The organism is Micromonospora sp. IBHARD003 (assembly GCF_056106285.1).
This window is the reverse complement of the sequence record NZ_JBWBBX010000001.1, coordinates 6,145,602-6,165,863: the sequence shown is the minus strand read 5'-3', so window position 1 is coordinate 6,165,863 and position 20,262 is coordinate 6,145,602. Positions and strand designations below refer to the sequence as shown.

Annotated in this window: 4 protein-coding genes, 1 tRNA gene, 3 rRNA genes and 1 pseudogene; 1 reads left to right on the top strand and 8 read right to left on the bottom strand. The window is 65.1% G+C overall.

Going from position 1 to position 20,262, the window contains the following annotated elements; translation table 11 throughout:
- Positions 1-125: 125 nt before the first annotated feature.
- From ACTWOL_RS27420 to ACTWOL_RS27410, 3 genes and pseudogenes are all read right to left on the bottom strand, one after another.
- Positions 126-2,864, bottom strand: coding sequence for a DNA translocase FtsK (locus tag ACTWOL_RS27420; RefSeq protein ID WP_474299458.1), 2,739 nt, complete (start codon positions 2,862-2,864; stop codon positions 126-128).
- 447 nt (positions 2,865-3,311) lie between these two features.
- Positions 3,312-3,731: pseudogene (locus tag ACTWOL_RS27415) on the bottom strand (response regulator); the annotation flags it as partial.
- Positions 3,732-4,036: 305 nt separating this feature from the next.
- Positions 4,037-9,412: a HAMP domain-containing protein gene (locus ACTWOL_RS27410; RefSeq protein WP_474301272.1), complete on the bottom strand. Its 5,376-nt coding sequence runs from the start codon at positions 9,410-9,412 to the stop codon at positions 4,037-4,039.
- 402 nt (positions 9,413-9,814) lie between these two features.
- Here ACTWOL_RS27410 and ACTWOL_RS27405 point away from each other — a divergent pair, with 402 nt between their 5' ends.
- Complete coding sequence (locus ACTWOL_RS27405; protein WP_474299457.1) at positions 9,815-12,469, top strand: SpoIIE family protein phosphatase; 2,655 nt, start codon at positions 9,815-9,817, stop codon at positions 12,467-12,469.
- A gap of 67 nt (positions 12,470-12,536) precedes the next feature.
- On the opposite strand, the gene ACTWOL_RS27400 is transcribed toward ACTWOL_RS27405, so the two are convergent.
- The 5 genes from ACTWOL_RS27400 to ACTWOL_RS27380 form a co-directional block, all read right to left on the bottom strand.
- Positions 12,537-12,612: transfer RNA gene (locus tag ACTWOL_RS27400), tRNA-Thr, on the bottom strand.
- A 252-nt stretch (positions 12,613-12,864) separates the two neighbouring features.
- Positions 12,865-12,981, bottom strand: a 5S ribosomal RNA gene (gene rrf / locus ACTWOL_RS27395).
- An 83-nt stretch (positions 12,982-13,064) separates the two neighbouring features.
- Positions 13,065-16,188, bottom strand: a 23S ribosomal RNA gene (locus tag ACTWOL_RS27390).
- 308 nt (positions 16,189-16,496) lie between these two features.
- Positions 16,497-18,022 (bottom strand): 16S ribosomal RNA (locus tag ACTWOL_RS27385).
- Together the 16S, 23S and 5S rRNA genes with 1 tRNA gene alongside form the textbook arrangement of a ribosomal RNA operon.
- Before the next feature lie 543 nt (positions 18,023-18,565).
- On the bottom strand, positions 18,566-20,251 hold the full coding sequence (locus tag ACTWOL_RS27380; RefSeq protein ID WP_474299456.1) for a ribonuclease J: 1,686 nt from the start codon (positions 20,249-20,251) through the stop codon (positions 18,566-18,568).
- Positions 20,252-20,262: the final 11 nt, after the last annotated feature.

The following is a 20,262-nucleotide window of genomic DNA, read 5'->3' as shown; positions in this document are numbered from 1 at the left end:
GGGGCAACCGGGCGGATGCCGTTTGTACGCCATCAGAATGGCCCGACAGCGGGGAGGGTGGAACACGTTCCCGGCCCTCTCTCCAAGTTGACGTATGACCAAGGGAAACGGTTGCCCCCTTTTCCTCACGGGTGAGCCTCCCCCCGTATCACCGCCAGCACTCCATCCAGCTCATCGGGTTTCACGAGCACGTCACGCGCCTTCGACCCCTCGCTGGGCCCCACGATGTTCCTGGACTCCATGAGATCCATGAGGCGGCCCGCCTTCGCGAAGCCGACCCGCAGCTTGCGCTGGAGCATCGACGTCGATCCGAACTGGGTGGACACCACCAGCTCGGCGGCCTGGCACAGCAGGTCGAGGTCGTCGCCGATGTCCTCGTCGATCTCCTTCTTCTGCTTCGTCCCGACCACCACGTCGTCCCGGAAGACCGGGGTCATCTGGTCCTTGCAGTGCCGGACGACCGCGGCGACCTCGTCCTCGGTCACATACGCGCCCTGCATCCGGGTCGGCTTGCTCGCGCCCATCGGCAGGAACAGCCCGTCGCCCTTGCCGATCAGTTTCTCGGCGCCGGGCTGGTCGAGGATCACCCGGCTGTCGGCGAGCGAGGAGGTGGCGAAGGCCAGCCGGGAGGGCACATTGGCCTTGATGAGGCCCGTGACGACGTCCACGGACGGGCGCTGGGTGGCCAGTACCAGATGGATCCCGGCCGCGCGCGCCAGCTGGGTGATACGGACGATGGCGTCCTCGACGTCACGGGGAGCGACCATCATCAGATCCGCGAGCTCGTCGACGATCACCAGCAGATAGGGATACGGCTGCAGCTCGCGCTCGCTGCCCTCGGGCGGAGTGACCTTGCCGCTGCGCACCGCCTGATTGAAGTCGTCGATGTGCCGGAAGCCGTAGGCCGCGAGGTCGTCGTAGCGCAGGTCCATCTCGCGTACCACCCACTGCAGCGCCTCGGCGGCCCGCTTGGGGTTGGTGATGATCGGCGTGATCAGGTGCGGAATGCCCTCGTACGCGGTCAGCTCGACCCGCTTGGGGTCGACGAGGACCATCCGTACGTCCTCCGGGGTCGCACGGAGCATCACGGAGGTGATCAGGCAGTTGATGCAGGACGACTTTCCGGAGCCGGTCGCGCCGGCGACAAGGATGTGCGGCATCTTCGCGAGATTGGCCATGACATAGCCGCCCTCCACGTCCTTGCCGAGCGCGACCAGCATGGGGTGGTCGTCACCGGCGGCGTCGGCGAGACGCAGCACATCGCCGAGGTTGACCATCTCGCGGTCGGAGTTGGGGATCTCGATGCCGACGGCCGACTTCCCCGGGATCGGGGAGATGATCCGTACATCCGGGCTCGCCACGGCGTACGCGATGTTCTTGGTCAGAGCCGTGATCCGCTCGACCTTCACCGCGGGGCCGAGCTCGACCTCGTAACGAGTGACCGTCGGCCCGCGGGTGAAACCGGTGACGGCGGCGTCGACCTTGAACTCCGCGAAGACGTTGGTCAACGACGCGACGATCGCGTCGTTCGCCGCACTGCGCGTCTTGCCTGGGCCGCCACGCTCCAGCAGGTCGAGTGCGGGCAGCCCATAGGTGATGTCGCCGGACAGCTGGAGCTGCTCCGCCCGAGGCGGAAGGGGCGCCGACTGCTCGGGGGCCGGCTTGGTCAGGTCGGGTACGGACTCGCGCGGCGCGGACGGCTGCTCGGTACGGGCGCCCGGGAGCGGACGGACGGCGCGCTCGCGGTCGATGCCGAGGTCCCGGGTCAGATCGGCGACGACCGGCGAGGGCGGCATTCCGTTGAGCACGGCACCGTCGAGCGCCGCCGCGGCTGCCGCGGCGACGTCGACCGCATCCATCGGACGGTCCGAGGCCGGTGGTGCCGGGGAACGGCGCGACCGCCGACGCCGTGACAGCGCCGCTTCCTCGGCCTGTTCGGCGTCGTGGTCGCCGGGCCCCGCGCCGGCAGGGGCGCGACGGCGCACGGGCTTCGCCGGCGGCTCGTCCCGCCAGTGGTCGTCGTAGCGCTCGTCGTCCTCGCTCTCGTCGGCGCCGTGCGGCGGGTCCAGGAGTCCGAGCTTGACGCCGAGCGCACGCAGCCGCCGGGGGATGGCGTTGACCGGGGTGGCGGTGACGACCAGCAGACCGAAGACCGTGAGCAGCACCAGCAGGGGGACGGCGAGGACCTCGCCCATGGCGAAGACCAGGGGTTTGGAGATGCCCCAGCCGATCAGCCCGCCGGCATCCTGCATCGCTTCCGAGCCCTCGTCGCGGCCCGGCGAGCCGCACGCGATGTGGACCTGGCCGAGCACACCGACGACCAGCGCGGACATGCCGATGACGATCCGCCCGTTGGCTTCCGGCTTCTCCGGGTACAGGATCAGCCTCACGGCGATCGCCGTGAGGAGTATCGGCACGAGCAGATCGAGCCGGCCGAAGGCGCCGGTGACGAGCATCGCGACGAGGTCCCCGACGGGGCCGCGCAGATGGGACCAGGTGCCCGCGGCGACGATCAGGGCCAGTCCGAGCAACAGCAGGGCGAGACCGTCCTTGCGGTGGGCCGGGTCGAGGCCCTTGGCACCGCGCCCTATGCCCCGCAGCATCGCACCGACGGCATGCGCGAGGCCCATCCACACCGCGCGCAGAAGCCAGATGACACCGCCGGTGGGATTCGGGGCGGGTTTGGGCGCGGCCTTCTTGGCCGGTGCCTTCTTCGCCGGCGCCGGCTTCCTGGCGGCGGGCTTCTTCGCTGCAGGCTTCTTGGCAGGCGCCGCTTTCTTCGCGGCACCGGCGGTACGGCCGGCACGCGGCTTCGCGGTGCCCGCCGTGCCCTGGGAACCCTTGCCGGACGTACGAGAGGCCATGATGGTGAGGTTACCGGTGTGAACGGCGGTGGACACGCGTGCCTACCGCTTCACCCTTTTGTGTCGCCCTGTCGTGTACGGAAGCTGACGCCCGTTCAAATGAAATACGGACGAACTGCGCAGTGTGGACCGGCGACTCGACCCACGGAAGGCCCGGCCGGACGTCTCCCCGTCAGCTCTCAGCTCTCAGCTCTGCGAAGGAAGCGTGGCAGTGCCGGTACCGGTGCCCGGTTCCAGGGCGTCCAACGCCCTGCGCAACCCGGTGAGCTTGCGCTCGAGATGCGCTGCGGTGGCCACGGCCGCGGCGTCCGCCGACTCGTCGTCGAGTTGCTTGGACAGGGCCTCCGCCTGCTCCTCAACGGCCGCCAGCCGCGCGGAGAGTTCGGCGAGCAGCCCCGCCGGCTCCTTGCTGTCGCCGGCGCCGACATGGCCGCCCTCCAACTGGAGCCGCAGCAGCGCGGCCTGCTCACGCAGCTGGCAGTTCTTCATGTAGAGCTCGACGAAGACGGACACCTTCGCGCGCAGCACCCATGGGTCGAACGGCTTGGAGATGTAGTCCACGGCGCCCGCCGCGTAGCCACGGAAGGTGTGATGCGGGCCATGGTTGATCGCGGTCAGGAAGATGATCGGGATGTCCCGGGTCCGTTCCCGTCGCTTGATGTGCGCGGCGGTCTCGAATCCGTCCATTCCTGGCATCTGAACGTCCAGGAGGATGACCGCGAAGTCATCCGTCAGAAGCGCTTTGAGCGCCTCCTCTCCTGACGATGCCCGTACCAGTGTCTGATCGAGCGCAGAGAGGATGGCCTCCAGCGCCAGCAGATTCTCCGGCCGGTCATCGACCAGGAGGATCTTGGCCTTCTGCACCATGCCTCGCCCTCCTCGCCCGGCTTGGGATCACCCCAGCCCGAAGAGCCAGGGTAAACACCGGGCGCCGCCCCAGGGGGCGACTCCCGTATGCCGCCCGTCCTTGTGCCGGTCATCGTAGCTGCACCCCGCCCGTCGCCACACCCTGTCACCGTGATGTCACTGTGTACGTAACGGAAACTCGGCGCGAGACCAGAAGGTTCCCCGATTGCCGTCCCCTCACACACTCCCGGACACAGTCCGTCAGCGATCCGAAGAGAACCGCACAAGGTGCAACCGGACCGTGATACGCCCGCAACCGGACGTCGTCACTTTCCGCGCATCCACTGCTCCATGACCGAGAGCAGATGATCGGGGTCGACCGGCTTGGTGACGTAGTCGGAAGCACCGGACTCGATGGCCTTCTCGCGGTCTCCCTTCATCGCCTTCGCGGTGAGCGCGATGATGGGCAGACCGGCGAACTGGGGCATTCTGCGGATCGCCGTCGTCGTGGCGTAGCCGTCCATCTCGGGCATCATGATGTCCATCAGTACGACCGTCACATCATCATGCTGTTCCAGGACTTCGATGCCTTCGCGTCCGTTCTCCGCATACAGGACGGACAGACCGTGCTGCTCCAGCACGCTCGTCAGTGCGAAGACGTTGCGGATGTCGTCGTCGACGATGAGCACCTTCTCGCTGTGGAACTCGAAAGTGCGGCGCGGCTCGGACGAACCGTCCTGCGCATGGTGGCCGTTCCACGACTCCTGTCCAGCGCCCGGCGCCCCGTCCGTCTGTCCGGGCAGTGCCGCCCGCAGATCCGTGGTGCCCAAAGCCTTGCGGCGGCGCCTGAAGAGGACCGCAGGACCTGACTGCGGGTCACCGCCCGCCACGGGCTGACCGCCCGGCTGAGGAGCCCGCGCGCCCGTCTCGTATCCGGTCGGGTCGTCCGAAGCGGCCGGCTGCGCGTCGGCACCGGGACCGAGCTGCGGGTAGCCCTGCGGGGGCAGCTCGCTCGGGTGCAGCGGCAGATAGAGCGTGAACGTGGACCCACGGCCCGGTTCGCTCGCCGCATGGATCTCACCACCGAGCAGCCGGGCGATCTCCCGGCTGATGGACAGGCCCAGACCCGTGCCGCCGTACTTGCGGCTGGTCGTGCCGTCCGCCTGCTTGAACGCCTCGAAGATCACCCGCATCTTGCTGGCCGCGATCCCGATACCGGTGTCGGTCACCGAGAACGCGATCAGATCGCCGTCCGGGTCACGCAGCGAGCCCGCCTCCAGCAGCTGCTCCCGGATCGACTGCGGCACATCGCTGTTGGCCGGCCGGATCACCAGCTCGACCGCTCCCGTGTCGGTGAACTTCACCGCGTTCGACAGCAGATTGCGCAGCACCTGCAGCAGCCGCTGTTCGTCCGTGTGCAGCGTCGCCGGCAGTTCGGGCGACACCCGCACCGAGAAGTCCAGCCCCTTCTCCGCCGTGAGCGGCCTGAACGTGGCCTCGACGTAGTCCACCAGCTGCACCAGGGCGATACGGGTGGGACTGACGTCCATCTTGCCCGCCTCGACCTTCGACAGATCGAGGATGTCGTTGATGAGCTGCAGCAGATCGGACCCCGCCCCGTGGATCGTCTCGGCGAACTCCACCTGCTTCGGGGTGAGATTGCTGTCGGCGTTGTCGGCCAGCAGCTTGGCGAGGATCAGCAGCGAGTTGAGCGGCGTGCGCAGCTCGTGCGACATGTTCGCCAGGAACTCGGACTTGTAGCGCATGGAGACGGCGAGCTGCTCGGCCCGCTCCTCCAGCACCTGCCGCGCCTCCTCGATCTCGGTGTTCTTCACCTCGATGTCGCGGTTCTGCTGGGCGAGCAGCTCGGCCTTGTCCTCCAGCTCGGCGTTGGAGGACTGCAGCGCCTTCTGCCGGTTCTCCAGCTCCGCGGAACGCTCACGCAGCTGCTCCGTCAGCTCCTGGGACTGCTTGAGCAGCAGCTCGGTCTTGGTGTTGACGCTGATCGTGTTGACGCTCGTCGCGATCATCTCGGCGATCTGGTTGAGGAAGTCGCGCTGGATGTGGGCGAACGGCTGGAACGACGCCAGCTCGATCACACCGAGGACCTTCCCCTCGAACAGGACCGGCAGCACGATCACATACGCGGGCGGCGCCTCGCCCAGCCCCGACGAGACCTTCAGATAACCCGGCGGCACATTGACCTGGATCGTCCGCTTCTCCTCGGCCGCCGTCCCGATCAGCGTCTCCCCCGGCCGGAACGACGTCGGCATCGCACCCGCCGAGTAGCCGTAACTGCCGCGCATCACCAGCTCGTACGCACCGCCCTCGCCCTCCGCGCCGAGGTCGCCGCCGCCCGTCGGCATCGCCAGGAAGAACGCGCCGTGCTGCGCCGAGACCACCGGCGTCAGCTCGCTCATGATGAGCGACGCGACGTCGTCGAGATCCCGGCGGCCCTGCATCAGACCGGAGATCCGGGCCAGGTTGCCCTTGAGCCAGTCCTGCTCCTCGTTGGCGAGCGTGGTGTCACGCAGGTTGGCGATCATCGTGTTGATGTTGTCCTGGAGGACCTGGATCTCGCCGGCCGCGTCCACGTCGATCTTCAGATTGAGGTCACCGCGGGTCACGGCGGTGGCGACGGCCGCGATCGCGCGCACCTGCCGGGTCAGGTTCCCCGCCATCTCGTTCACCGACTCGGTCAGATCCCGCCAGGTGCCGTCGACATCCCGCACCCGCGCCTGGCCGCCGAGCATCCCGTCCGTGCCCACCTCACGGGCCACCCGGGTGACCTCTTGGGCGAACGACGACAGCTGGTCGACCATCGTGTTGATGGTGTTCTTCAACTCCTGGATCTCACCGCGCGCGTCGATGTCGATCTTCTTGGTGAGATCGCCCTTGGCGATGGCGGTGGTGACCGCGGCGATCTGGCGCACCTGACCCGTCAGGTTGGACGCCATCGAGTTCACGGACTCCGTGAGGTCCTTCCACGTCCCGGACACGCCGGGCACCCGTGCCTGTCCGCCCAGCTCGCCCTCCGTCCCCACCTCACGGGCGACCCGCGTCACCTGCTCCGCGAACGCCGACAGAGTCGTCACCATCGTGTTCACGGTGTCGGCGAGCTCGGCGACCTCGCCACGCGCCTCGACGGTCACCTTCTTCGTCAGATCGCCGTTGGCGACCGCCGACGACACCCGGGAGATGTTCCGCACCTGGCTGGTCAGATTCGCCGCCATGGTGTTGACGTTGTCGCTGAGGTCCTTCCAGATACCCGTGGCGCCACGCACCCGCGCCTGGCCGCCGAGGATGCCCTCCGTACCCACCTCGCGGGCGACCCGCGTCACCTCGTCGGCGAAGTTCGAGAGCTGGTCCACCATCGTGTTGACGGTCGTCACCAGCTCGAGGATCTCGCCCTTGGCATCGACCGTGATCTTCTTCGACAGATCGCCCTTGGCGACCGCCTTCGTGACCTCGGCGATGTTGCGCACCTGCGAGGTGAGGTTGTTCGCCATGAAGTTGACGGACTGGGTGAGGTCCTTCCAGGTGCCGGAGACGCCCTGGACCTCGGCCTGGCCGCCGAGGATGCCCTCGGTACCCACCTCCCGGGCCACCCGGGTCACCTGCTCCGCGAAACTGGAGAGCTGGTCCACCATCGTGTTGAGGGTGTTCTTCAGCTCCAGGATCTCGCCACGCGCGTCCACGTCGATCTTCTGCGACAGATCACCACGCGCCACCGCCGTGGCGACCTGGGCGATGTTGCGGACCTGGGCCGTGAGATTCCCCGCCATGCCGTTCACGGAATCCGTCAGGTCGCGCCAGACGCCCGCGACGCCGGGCACCTGCGCCTGACCGCCCAGCCGGCCGTCCGTACCCACTTCACGGGCCACCCGGGTCACCTGCTCGGCGAACGCCGACAGCTGGTCGACCATCGTGTTGATGGTGTTCTTCAACTCCAGGATCTCGCCACGCGCGTCCACGTCGATCTTCTGCGACAGATCACCACGCGCCACCGCCGTCGTCACCTGCGCGATCTGCCGCACCTGTGAAGTCAGGTTCCCCGCCATGAAGTTGACGGAGTCCGTGAGCTCCTTCCAGGTACCGGAGACGCCGGGCACGCGCGCCTGACCGCCGAGCCGGCCCTCGGTGCCCACGTCCCGGGCCATCCGCGTCACCTGGTCCGCGAACGACGACAGCTGCGCCACCATCGTGTTGACGGTGTTCTTCAACTCCAGCATCTCGCCGGCCACATCCACCGTGACCTTCTGCGACAGATCACCGTTCGCGACCGCCGTCGTCACCTGGGCGATGTCCCGCACCTGACCGGTGAGGTTACGGAAGGCCGTGTTCACCGAATCGGTCAGGTCCTTCCACGTCCCGGCCGCACCCGGCACCTCGGCCTGGCCGCCCAGCCGCCCTTCGACACCGACCTCGCGGGCGACCCGGGTCACTTCCGAACCGAACGACTGAAGCTGGTCCACCATCGTGTTGACGGTGTTCTTCAACTCCAGCATCTCGCCGGCCACATCCACCGTGACCTTCTGCGACAGATCACCGCTCGCGACCGCCGTCGTCACCTGGGCGATGTCCCGCACCTGTGTGGTGAGGTTGCGGAACACGGTGTTGACCGAGTCCGTGAGGTCCTTCCACGTCCCGGCGGCCCCGGGCACCTGCGCCTGGCCGCCCAGCAGGCCCTCGGCACCGACCTCGCTGGCCACCCGGGTCACCTCGTCCGCGAAGGTACGAAGCGTCTCCGTCATCTGGTTGATCGTCTCGGCCAGCTGCGCCACCTCGCCGCGCGCGCTCACCGTGACCTTCTGCGACAGATCGCCGTTGGCGACCGCCGTGGTGACCTCCGCGATGCCACGCACCTGAGATGTGAGGTTGCCCGCCATCGTGTTGACGGAGTCGGTGAGGTCCTTCCATACGCCGGCGACTCCCGGCACAACCGCCTGACCGCCGAGCTCGCCCTCCGTACCCACCTCGCGCGCGACCCGCGTCACCTCGGACGAGAACGAGGACAGCTGGTCCACCATCGTGTTGACGGTGTTCTTCAGCTGGAGCATCTCACCGGCCACATGGACGGTGACCTTCCGCGACAGATCGCCCTTGGCGACCGCCGTGGTGACGAGAGCAATGTCACGCACCTGGGCCGTCAGCCGGTACGCCATCGTGTTCACCGAATCCGTGAGGTCTTTCCACGAACCGGACATACCTCGCACTTGGGCCTGGCCGCCGAGCTTGCCCTCGGTGCCGACCTCCAGTGCGACCCGTGTCACCTCGTCGGTGAACGCCGACAGCTGATCCACGAGGCTGTTGACCGTGCGCGCGACCTTCAGGAACTCGCCGCGCAGCGGCCGCACCGCCCCCTCGGTGCCCTCGGCGGCGTGCGAGCGCAGCTCCATGCGCTGCTCCAGATCGCCCTCCGCGACGGCCGACAGCACCCGGCTGACCTCGGAGACCGGCCGGGCGAGATCGTCCACGAGCGCGTTGGACGCGTCGATCGCGGCCGCCCAGGACCCCTCGCAGGCACCGGGCTCCAGCCGTTCCGTGAGTTTTCCCTCACGCCCGACGACACGCCGGACGCGCGCCAGCTCGCCGGTGAGATGGAGATTGCGGTCGGCGACCTCGTTGAAGACGGCCGCGATCTCGGACATGACTCCGTCGCCGGAGACCGTCAGGCGCTTGCGGAAGTTCCCGTCACGCATGGAGACGAGCGCCGCGAGAAGCCGGTTCAGAGCCGCGGTGTCCACCGCTGTCGTTCCGCCCCGGGGTTGATTCTTCCGGGACTGTCCGCCTTGTGCGCGCGTGCTCGTGCCTCGCGCCGCTGCACCAGACTCCACCGTGTCCCTCCCGCAGGGGTTACGTCATGCTCGGGCTGTCTCAGGAATCGTTCCCAGTGTTTCACCGCAGCCGAACCAGGCCATAACAGTTCGGCAGCTTCGCATAGCGTCCCCACACCCGGAGGGCGGAAACGACCCCGACCGGCATCCGCTCGGACAGCGAAGGTAAGTAACCTGGCATCCGGCTGTCCAACCGCCCCGGTCGCCCGGCAGGGGTAGTGCGGCGCAAGGACCACGACCGGGCACTGGGAGGGGCAGGCACCGACCATGGCAGAGCCGGGCGTCGAGACGCGTACCAGGAGTTCCGTGATCACCGCGCGGGCGGCTGCCAGCTTCGACCCCGTGGGGAGATCTGTCGCCACGGCCCGCGCCTTCGTCCGGGACACACTCCAGGGCTGGGGATACGCCGAGGTCGTCGACGACGCGGTGGTCCTCACCAGCGAACTCGTCACCAACGCGGTGATCCACGCCGGCACCGCGGCCGATGTGCTCTGCCTGCGGACACCGGACGGCGTACGGGTCGAGGTCGGCGACCGCTATCCCGAGCGTGAGATCCCCCTCCAGGGCGGCGGCAGATCCCTCCCCCACCCGGACCGCGAGAACGGCCGCGGTCTCCTGCTCTGCGCCGCTCTGGCCACACGGTGGGGCGTCGAGTACTCGGCCACGACCAAACAGGTCTGGTTCCAGCTCGACCTGCCGCAGCGTCCCGTCGGCACCCGTTCGGCGGGCCCCGTACTCCCCATCGACCTCCTCCCGGTCGCCGACGAGCGGGTCCGGGTGGCCGTCCTCCAGATCGACCGCAACGGCGCCATCAGCTCCTGGAACGACGACGCCGAGCACCTCTTCGGATACGCGGGGGACCAGGTGCTCGGAAAACCGCTGGGCGACCTCGCGGCCTGGCCCCACACACCCGGCATCGGCACCGGCATCGCCGAGGCGCTGCAACTGTCCCGCTGGGAAGGCAGCTACGGCATCCGGGACACCGACGGCCGGGTCGTCCCCGTCTACGCCTCCCACCTCCGGGTCCGCGACACCCACGGCGAAGCCTCCACCGTGTGCCTGCTCGTCCGTGACTACGAGCGTGCGGTGCTGCAGTCGCCCGTACGCGTGCCGTCCGCCGACACCACGGGTCCCGAGAACCGCAGCGCGGATCCCTTCGAGGTGTTCATCGGCTCTCCCGCCCCCGACGACCTCGACGGGCTGCTCCAGCGCACGGTCGAGCGCGCCCGCGACATGCTCGACGGCGATTCCGCCTTCCTGCTGCTGGCCACTGACGACGAGACAGAGCTCGAGGTGCGCGCCACCACCGGACTCCCGTCCGCGCGGCAGCGCTTCGCCCGGGTTCCCGTCGAGGCCGGCACGGGCCGCTACGGCTCCGCCAGGATGCCCGCCGTACACGAGGACCTCACCGCCGTACCCGGCGCGGTGCCCCTGCTCGACGGCACGGGAATGCGTTCCGTCGTGACCGTGCCCCTGAAGGTCGAGGGACGGCTCACCGGTTCCCTCGGGGTCGCCACGGAATCGGGCGGCCGTTACTCCAACGAGGAGGCATTGCGCCTCCAGTTCGCCGCCGACCGCATCGCCCTCGCCGTCGAGTCCGCACGACTCGGCGAGCTGGAGAGGCTGCGTCGCGGCTCTCTGAGCTTCCTGGTCGAGGCGTCGGATCTGCTGGCGGGCACGCTCGACCGCGACCAGACCCTGGCCCTCATGGCGCAGATGACCGTCCCCACGCTCGCGACGTGGTGTGCCGTCTACACCATCGCGGACCAGTCCTCCGAGCCGGACCTCTCCTATGTACTCCACGAGGACGAGGATCGTATCGACGGCCTCAAGGCCCTGCTCTCCAGGATTGCGCCGCCCGACCCGGTACCCACGCCCGGTGCCCGTGTCTGGAGTGCGCCGGCCGAAGCCGCGCACCAGGCGGCGCTGCGCACGTCCATGCGCGAACTGGGCATGGCGTCCGCCCCCTTGTCCTCCGGTATCGGCACCACCTTGGCCACCGCCTCCGCGGTCGGCGGCGAGACCGTCGTCCTTCCGCTCGTCGCACGCAACCGTGTCATCGGGATGCTCACCCTCGGCAAGCCCTCCGACGACCACTTCCGTCAGGAGATCCTGGAACTCGCCGAAGACCTCTCCCGTCGTGCGGCACTGGCTCTCGACAACGCCCGGCTCTATTCCGAGCGCACGGCCATCAGCCAGTCGCTCCAGCGCAGCCTCCTTCCCCCCAGCCGCCCCGAGGTGCCGGGTGTGGAGGTCGAGGTCATCTACCGTGCCGCGGGCGAAGGGAACGAGGTCGGCGGCGACTTCTACGACCTCTTCCCCATCCGCGACGGCGTCTACGGCTTCGCGATCGGCGACGTCTGCGGTACGGGACCGGAAGCCGCCGCGGTCACCGGACTCGCCCGCCACGCCCTCCGTCTGCTGGCCCGCGAGGGTTTCGGCGGCCCGGCGGTGCTCGAGCGACTGAACGCGGCCATCCTGGACGAGGGTGCCCGCAGCCGCTTTCTCACTCTTCTCTACGGGGAGTTGTGGCCCCAGGAGGACGGCTCGGCGACCCTCAAGGTCGTCTGCGCCGGCCACCCGCTTCCCTTGCGGCTCCGCCAGGACGGCACCGTGGAGCCCGCGGCGGAACCGCAGCCGCTGCTGGGCGTGATGGACGACCTGGAGCTGTACGAGCAGACCATCACGCTCGACCCGGGCGATGTCCTGCTGTGCGTGACGGACGGTGTCACGGAACGCCGTGAGGGCACGCGCATGCTCGGCGACGACGGTCTCATGGATGTGCTGACGACGTGCACGGGGCTGACGGCGGGCGCAGTGGCGGCACGCATCCTGCGAGCGGTCGAGCGCTTTGCCGCTGAACCGGCGTCGGACGACATGGCGATCCTGGCCATGCGTGTCCCTGAGCCGCAGAAGGGTTGAGTACGGGGACACTGAGTACGGAGACATGAAGAAGGCCCCCGCCGTGAGGCGAGGGCCTTCTTTGTTGTGGAGCCCCCAAACGGAATCGAACCGTTGACCTTCTCCTTACCATGGAGACGCTCTACCGACTGAGCTATAGGGGCCTGTCACCTGCGGTCTCCCGCAGCAACGAACAGAATCATACCCTGAACTGGGGAATGCTCAGAACCGCCCGTCTCGCTGGATACGCTGCTTCCTCCCACCACATCAGCCTCGTTGCCACGACGAGCCCACGTCGCCTGCTCGAGGGTAGACGGCGATTCGGTGGCCGGCCGACCGGGCCCGCACTCCGTCCGAATATGGATGCAGAAATGCCTCAACCCCCGGACAAAGTCCGGGGGTTGAGGCTACAAATTGTTCGGCGGCGTCCTACTCTCCCACAGGGTCCCCCCTGCAGTACCATCGGCGCTGAAAGGCTTAGCTTCCGGGTTCGAAATGTAACCGGGCGTTTCCCTAACGCTATGACCACCGAAACACTATGAAGAAATCAAACACCACCGGCATAAACGGGGGCGTGTTCGTTACTTCAGAACTAACACAGTGGACGCGAGCAACTGAGGACAAGCCCTCGGCCTATTAGTACCGGTCAACTTCACACGTTACCGTGCTTCCATATCCGGCCTATCAACCCAGTCGTCTACTGGGAGCCTTACCCCATCAAGTGGGTGGGAGTCCTCATCTCGAAGCAGGCTTCCCGCTTAGATGCTTTCAGCGGTTATCCCTCCCGAACGTAGCCAACCAGCCATGCCCTTGGCAGAACAACTGGCACACCAGAGGTTCGTCCGTCCCGGTCCTCTCGTACTAGGGACAGCCCTTCTCAAGACTCCTGCGCGCGCAGCGGATAGGGACCGAACTGTCTCACGACGTTCTAAACCCAGCTCGCGTACCGCTTTAATGGGCGAACAGCCCAACCCTTGGGACCGACTCCAGCCCCAGGATGCGACGAGCCGACATCGAGGTGCCAAACCATCCCGTCGATATGGACTCTTGGGGAAGATCAGCCTGTTATCCCCGGGGTACCTTTTATCCGTTGAGCGACGGCGCTTCCACAAGCCACCGCCGGATCACTAGTCCCGACTTTCGTCCCTGCTCGACCCGTCGGTCTCACAGTCAAGCTCCCTTGTGCACTTACACTCAACACCTGATTGCCAACCAGGCTGAGGGAACCTTTGGGCGCCTCCGTTACTCTTTAGGAGGCAACCGCCCCAGTTAAACTACCCATCAGACACTGTCCCTGATCCGGATCACGGACCCAGGTTAGACATCCAGCACGACCAGAGTGGTATTTCAACGACGACTCCACAACCACTGGCGTGGCCGCTTCAAAGTCTCCCACCTATCCTACACAAGCCGAACCGAACACCAATATCAAACTGTAGTAAAGGTCCCGGGGTCTTTCCGTCCTGCTGCGCGAAACGAGCATCTTTACTCGTAGTGCAATTTCACCGGGCCTATGGTTGAGACAGTCGAGAAGTCGTTACGCCATTCGTGCAGGTCGGAACTTACCCGACAAGGAATTTCGCTACCTTAGGATGGTTATAGTTACCACCGCCGTTTACTGGCGCTTAAGTTCTCAGCTTCGCCCCACCGAAATGGAGCTAACCGGTCCCCTTAACGTTCCAGCACCGGGCAGGCGTCAGTCCGTATACATCGCCTTACGGCTTCGCACGGACCTGTGTTTTTAGTAAACAGTCGCTTCTCGCTGGTCTCTGCGGCCACCCCCAGCTCACCGAGTAAATCGGATCACCAGACGTGGCCCCCCTTCTCCCGAAGTTACGGGGGCATTTTGCCGAGTTCCTTAACCATAGTTCACCCGAACGCCTCGGTATTCTCTACCTGACCACCTGAGTCGGTTTAGGGTACGGGCCGCCATGAAACTCGCTAGAGGCTTTTCTCGACAGCATAGGATCATCCACTTCACCACAATCGGCTCGGCATCAGGTCTCACCCTGTATGAGAGACGGATTTACCTATCTCTCGGGCTACACCCTTACCCCGGGACAACCACCGCCCGGGCTGGACTACCTTCCTGCGTCACCCCATCACTTACCTACTACCACCTTGGATCAGCGGCTCCACCACTCCCCCTCACTCCGAAGAGATCAAGGGCGGCTTCACGGCCTTAGCATTAATGGATTCGATATTGGGCGCTTCAAAGCGGGTACCGGAATATCAACCGGTTGTCCATCGACTACGCCTGTCGGCCTCGCCTTAGGTCCCGACTTACCCTGGGCAGATCAGCTTGACCCAGGAACCCTTAGTCAATCGGCGCACACGTTTCCCACGTGTGTATCGCTACTCATGCCTGCATTCTCACTCGTGAACCGTCCACAACTCGCTTCCGCGGCTGCTTCACCCGGCACACGACGCTCCCCTACCCATCACAGTCCCCGTTGGGGGTACATACTGCAATGACACGACTTCGGCGGTACGCTTGAGCCCCGCTACATTGTCGGCGCGGAATCACTTGACCAGTGAGCTATTACGCACTCTTTCAAGGGTGGCTGCTTCTAAGCCAACCTCCTGGTTGTCTCTGCGACTCCACATCCTTTCCCACTTAGCGTACGCTTAGGGGCCTTAGTCGATGCTCTGGGCTGTTTCCCTCTCGACCATGGAGCTTATCCCCCACAGTCTCACTGCCGCGCTCTCACTTACCGGCATTCGGAGTTTGGCTAAGGTCAGTAACCCGGTAGGGCCCATCGCCTATCCAGTGCTCTACCTCCGGCAAGAAACACACGACGCTGCACCTAAATGCATTTCGGGGAGAACCAGCTATCACGGAGTTTGATTGGCCTTTCACCCCTAACCACAGGTCATCCCCCAGGTTTTCAACCCTGGTGGGTTCGGTCCTCCACGAAGTCTTACCTCCGCTTCAACCTGCCCATGGCTAGATCACTCCGCTTCGGGTCTAGAGCGTGCAACTCAATCGCCCTATTCGGACTCGCTTTCGCTACGGCTTCCCCACACGGGTTAACCTCGCTACACACCGCTAACTCGCAGGCTCATTCTTCAAAAGGCACGCAGTCACGACACAGAGACAAGTCTCTGTGCGACGCTCCCACGGCTTGTAGGCACACGGTTTCAGGTACTATTTCACTCCGCTCCCGCGGTACTTTTCACCATTCCCTCACGGTACTATCCGCTATCGGTCACCAGGGAATATTTAGGCTTAGCGGGTGGTCCCGCCAGATTCACACGGGATTTCTCGGGCCCCGTGCTACTTGGGAATAACTCAAACGAGCCGCTGATGTTTCAGCTACGGGGGTCTTACCCTCTACGCCGGGCCTTTCGCATGCCCTTCGCCTACATCAACGGTTTCTGACTCGTCTCATCGCCGGCAGACGATGAAAGAGAAATCCCACAACCCCCACGACGCAACCCCTGCCGGGTCTCACACGTCATAGGTTTAGCCTCATCCAGTTTCGCTCGCCACTACTCCCGGAATCACGGTTGTTTTCTCTTCCTGAGGGTACTGAGATGTTTCACTTCCCCTCGTTCCCTCCACACTGCCTATGTGTTCAGCAGCGGGTGACAGCCCATGACGACTGCCGGGTTTCCCCATTCGGAAACCCCCGGATCAAAGCCTGGTTGACGGCTCCCCGGGGACTATCGTGGCCTCCCACGTCCTTCATCGGTTCCTGGTGCCAAGGCATCCACCGTGCGCCCTTAAAAACTTGGCCACAGATGCTCGCGTCCACTGTGCAGTTCTCAAACAACGACCAGCCACCCATCACCCCATCCTTCAACAGGACGAGTTCACTGGGGCCGGCAACCCGAAGACACAAGCTCACGCTCGTACCCTCAGACACCCAACAGCGCGCCCGACACGATCAGTTGAGACTCTGCGTTCCACGCCGAAGCAGTACTAACAGTCTCTCATCCTGAATCGTGCCGAATAATCAACGTTCCACCCATGAGCTACCAGCACCGGACATTCGCCGATGTTCTGGCCTCTGACCAACCGAAGCTGGTGAGAAGTGCTCCTTAGAAAGGAGGTGATCCAGCCGCACCTTCCGGTACGGCTACCTTGTTACGACTTCGTCCCAATCGCCAGTCCCACCTTCGACAGCTCCCTCCCACAAGGGGTTGGGCCACCGGCTTCGGGTGTTACCGACTTTCGTGACGTGACGGGCGGTGTGTACAAGGCCCGGGAACGTATTCACCGCAGCAATGCTGATCTGCGATTACTAGCAACTCCGACTTCATGGGGTCGAGTTGCAGACCCCAATCCGAACTGAGACCGGCTTTTTGAGATTCGCTCTGCCTCGCGGCTTCGCAGCTCTTTGTACCGGCCATTGTAGCACGTGTGCAGCCCAAGACATAAGGGGCATGATGACTTGACGTCGTCCCCACCTTCCTCCGAGTTGACCCCGGCAGTCTCCTGTGAGTCCCCATCACCCCGAAGGGCATGCTGGCAACACAGAACAAGGGTTGCGCTCGTTGCGGGACTTAACCCAACATCTCACGACACGAGCTGACGACAGCCATGCACCACCTGTATACCGACCACAAGGGGGCGACCATCTCTGGCCGTTTCCGGTATATGTCAAGCCTTGGTAAGGTTCTTCGCGTTGCGTCGAATTAAGCCACATGCTCCGCTGCTTGTGCGGGCCCCCGTCAATTCCTTTGAGTTTTAGCCTTGCGGCCGTACTCCCCAGGCGGGGAACTTAATGCGTTAGCTGCGGCACCGACGACGTGGAATGTCGCCAACACCTAGTTCCCAACGTTTACGGCGTGGACTACCAGGGTATCTAATCCTGTTCGCTCCCCACGCTTTCGCTCCTCAGCGTCAGTAATGGCCCAGAGATCCGCCTTCGCCACCGGTGTTCCTCCTGATATCTGCGCATTTCACCGCTACACCAGGAATTCCGATCTCCCCTACCACACTCTAGCCTGCCCGTATCGAATGCAGACCCGGGGTTAAGCCCCGGGCTTTCACATCCGACGTGACAAGCCGCCTACGAGCTCTTTACGCCCAATAATTCCGGACAACGCTTGCGCCCTACGTATTACCGCGGCTGCTGGCACGTAGTTAGCCGGCGCTTCTTCTGCAGGTACCGTCACTTTCGCTTCTTCCCTGCTGAAAGAGGTTTACAACCCGAAGGCCGTCATCCCTCACGCGGCGTCGCTGCATCAGGCTTTCGCCCATTGTGCAATATTCCCCACTGCTGCCTCCCGTAGGAGTCTGGGCCGTGTCTCAGTCCCAGTGTGGCCGGTCGCCCTCTCAGGCCGGCTACCCGTCGTCGCCTTGGTAGGCCATCACCCCACCAACAAGCTGATAGGCCGCGGGCTCATCCTTCACCGCCGGAGCTTTCAACCCTCCCCCATGCGGAAGAGAGTGGTATCCGGTATTAGACCCCGTTTCCAGGGCTTGTCCCAGAGTGAAGGGCAGATTGCCCACGTGTTACTCACCCGTTCGCCACTAATCCACCCCGAAAGGCTTCATCGTTCGACTTGCATGTGTTAAGCACGCCGCCAGCGTTCGTCCTGAGCCAGGATCAAACTCTCCGTGAATGCTTACCCGACTGCGCTTAACAAAAAGCTGCGGGCTGACACCACGAGAGCGGTGCGACCAGGAGGAATAATCCCGATCGCACACAGCGTCCTCGCTGTGTATCGCCTACCCACCACAAGTGGCCGGTAGGACTTTTCAAAGGAACCTCATCTCCACGATGGGAGACGGGGTATCAACTAATCTGGCGTTGATTTTTGGCACGCTGTTGAGTTCTCAAGGAACGGACGCTTCCTTCGTACTCACCCTCTCGGGCTTTCCTCCGGGCGCTTCCCTTCGGTGTTTCCAACCTTACCAGATTCTTTTTCCGTTCCGTTCCCGGTTCGGATTCTGAATTCCGGTGGCCGTTGGAGGGCCTTTTGCCTTTCGGCTGATCCGACTTTATCAGAGGATCTGAGTCGGAATTCCCACCCTCTTCGGGAGGCCTTGGGCCCGCACACACGTGTGCGCCGCAGGCTTCCCTTGGGTGGAGCCGTAAACGTACTGGAGCGGAGCGGTCGATGCAAATCGAGGGCCGCTCCGCTCCAGGGTCGTCCGACGAAGTGTCAGACCTCCACGACCACAGGGAGGATCATCGGACGCCGACGGTAGGTGTCGGAGACCCACTTGCCGATGGTGCGCCGGATGAGTTGCTGCAGCTGATGGGGCTCGGCGACGCCGTCCGCCGCGGACTTGTTGAGGGCTTCCTCGATCTTCGGGATGACAGCGTCGAACACCTTGTCCTCGATACCGGAGCCGCGCGCATGAATGTTCGGGCCGCCGACGATCTTTCCGGTCGTCGAGTCGACCACGACGAAGACGGAGATGATGCCCTCGTCGCCGAGGATGCGACGGTCCTTGAGCGAGGACTCCGTGACATCGCCGACCGAAAGGCCGTCGACGTAGACGTACCCCGCCTGGACCTTGCCGGAGATCTTGGCCTTGCCGTCGATCAGGTCGACGACCACACCGTCCTCCGCGATGACGATGCGGTCCTTCGGGACGCCCGTCATGGCTCCCAGCTCGGCGTTGGCCCGGAGGTGCCGCCACTCACCGTGGACCGGCATCAGGTTCCTCGGCCTGCAGATGTTGTAGAAGTACAGCAGCTCGCCGGCCGAGGCGTGGCCCGAGACATGGACGCGGGCGTTGCCCTTGTGGACGACGTTCGCTCCCCACCGCGTCAGACCGTTGATCACGCGGTAGACCGCGTTCTCGTTGCCCGGGATGAGCGAGGACGCCAGGATCACGGTGTCGCCCTGGACGATGCGGATCTGGTGGTCGCGGTTGGCCATCCGCGAGAGGGCGGCCATCGGCTCGCCCTGGGAGCCCGTACAGACGAGTACGACTTTCTCGTCCGGCAGGTCGTCCAGCGTCTTGACGTCCACGACGAGACCCGCCGGGACCTTCAGATAGCCCAGATCCCGGGCGATGCCCATGTTGCGGACCATCGAACGGCCGACGAACGCGACTCGGCGGCCGTACTCGTGTGCGGCGTCCAGGATCTGCTGGATGCGGTGGACGTGGCTGGCGAAGCTGGCCACGATGATGCGCTTACTCGCCCCTGCGAAGACACCACGCAGCACATTGGAGATGTCGCGCTCGGCGGGGACGAATCCGGGAACCTCCGCATTGGTGGAGTCCACCAGCAGGAGGTCGATTCCCTCTTCGCTCAGCCGGGCGAACGCGTGCAGGTCGGTGAGGCGGCCGTCCAGCGGGAGCTGGTCCATCTTGAAGTCGCCGGTGTGGACGACCATGCCCGCGGGGGTGCGGATGGCGACGGCCAGCGCGTCCGGGATGGAGTGGTTGACCGCGATGAACTCGCAGTCGAAGGGGCCGACGCGCTCGCGGTCCCCTTCGGCCACCTCGAGGGTGTACGGGCGGATGCGGTGTTCCTGGAGCTTGGCCTCGATGAGAGCGAGGGTCAGCTTGGAGCCGATCAGCGGAATGTCCGGCTTGAGCCGGAGCAGGAAAGGAACGCCACCGATGTGGTCCTCGTGTCCGTGCGTGAGCACGATGCCCTCGACGTCGTCGAGGCGGTCCTTGATCGCGTTGAAGTCCGGCAGGATCAGATCGACACCGGGCTGCTCCTCCTCGGGGAAGAGGACGCCGCAGTCGACGATCAGGAGTCGGCCGTCGTACTCGAAGACCGTCATGTTTCGGCCGATCTCACCGAGACCGCCGAGCGGGGTGACGCGAAGGCCGCCCGGGGGGAGCTTCGGCGGAGCGCCGAGTTCAGGATGCGGATGACTCAAAAGACTCTCCT

What these genes read in the sequence shown, in the direction of transcription:
- ACTWOL_RS27420 (WP_474299458.1), bottom strand. Translation starts at nt 2,864, where the DNA reads ATGGCCTCTCGTACGTCCGGCAAGGGTTCCCAGGGCACGGCGGGCACC.
- ACTWOL_RS27410 (WP_474301272.1), bottom strand. Translation starts at nt 9,412, where the DNA reads ATGCGTGACGGGAACTTCCGCAAGCGCCTGACGGTCTCCGGCGACGGA.
- ACTWOL_RS27405 (WP_474299457.1), top strand. Translation starts at nt 9,815, where the DNA reads ATGGCAGAGCCGGGCGTCGAGACGCGTACCAGGAGTTCCGTGATCACC.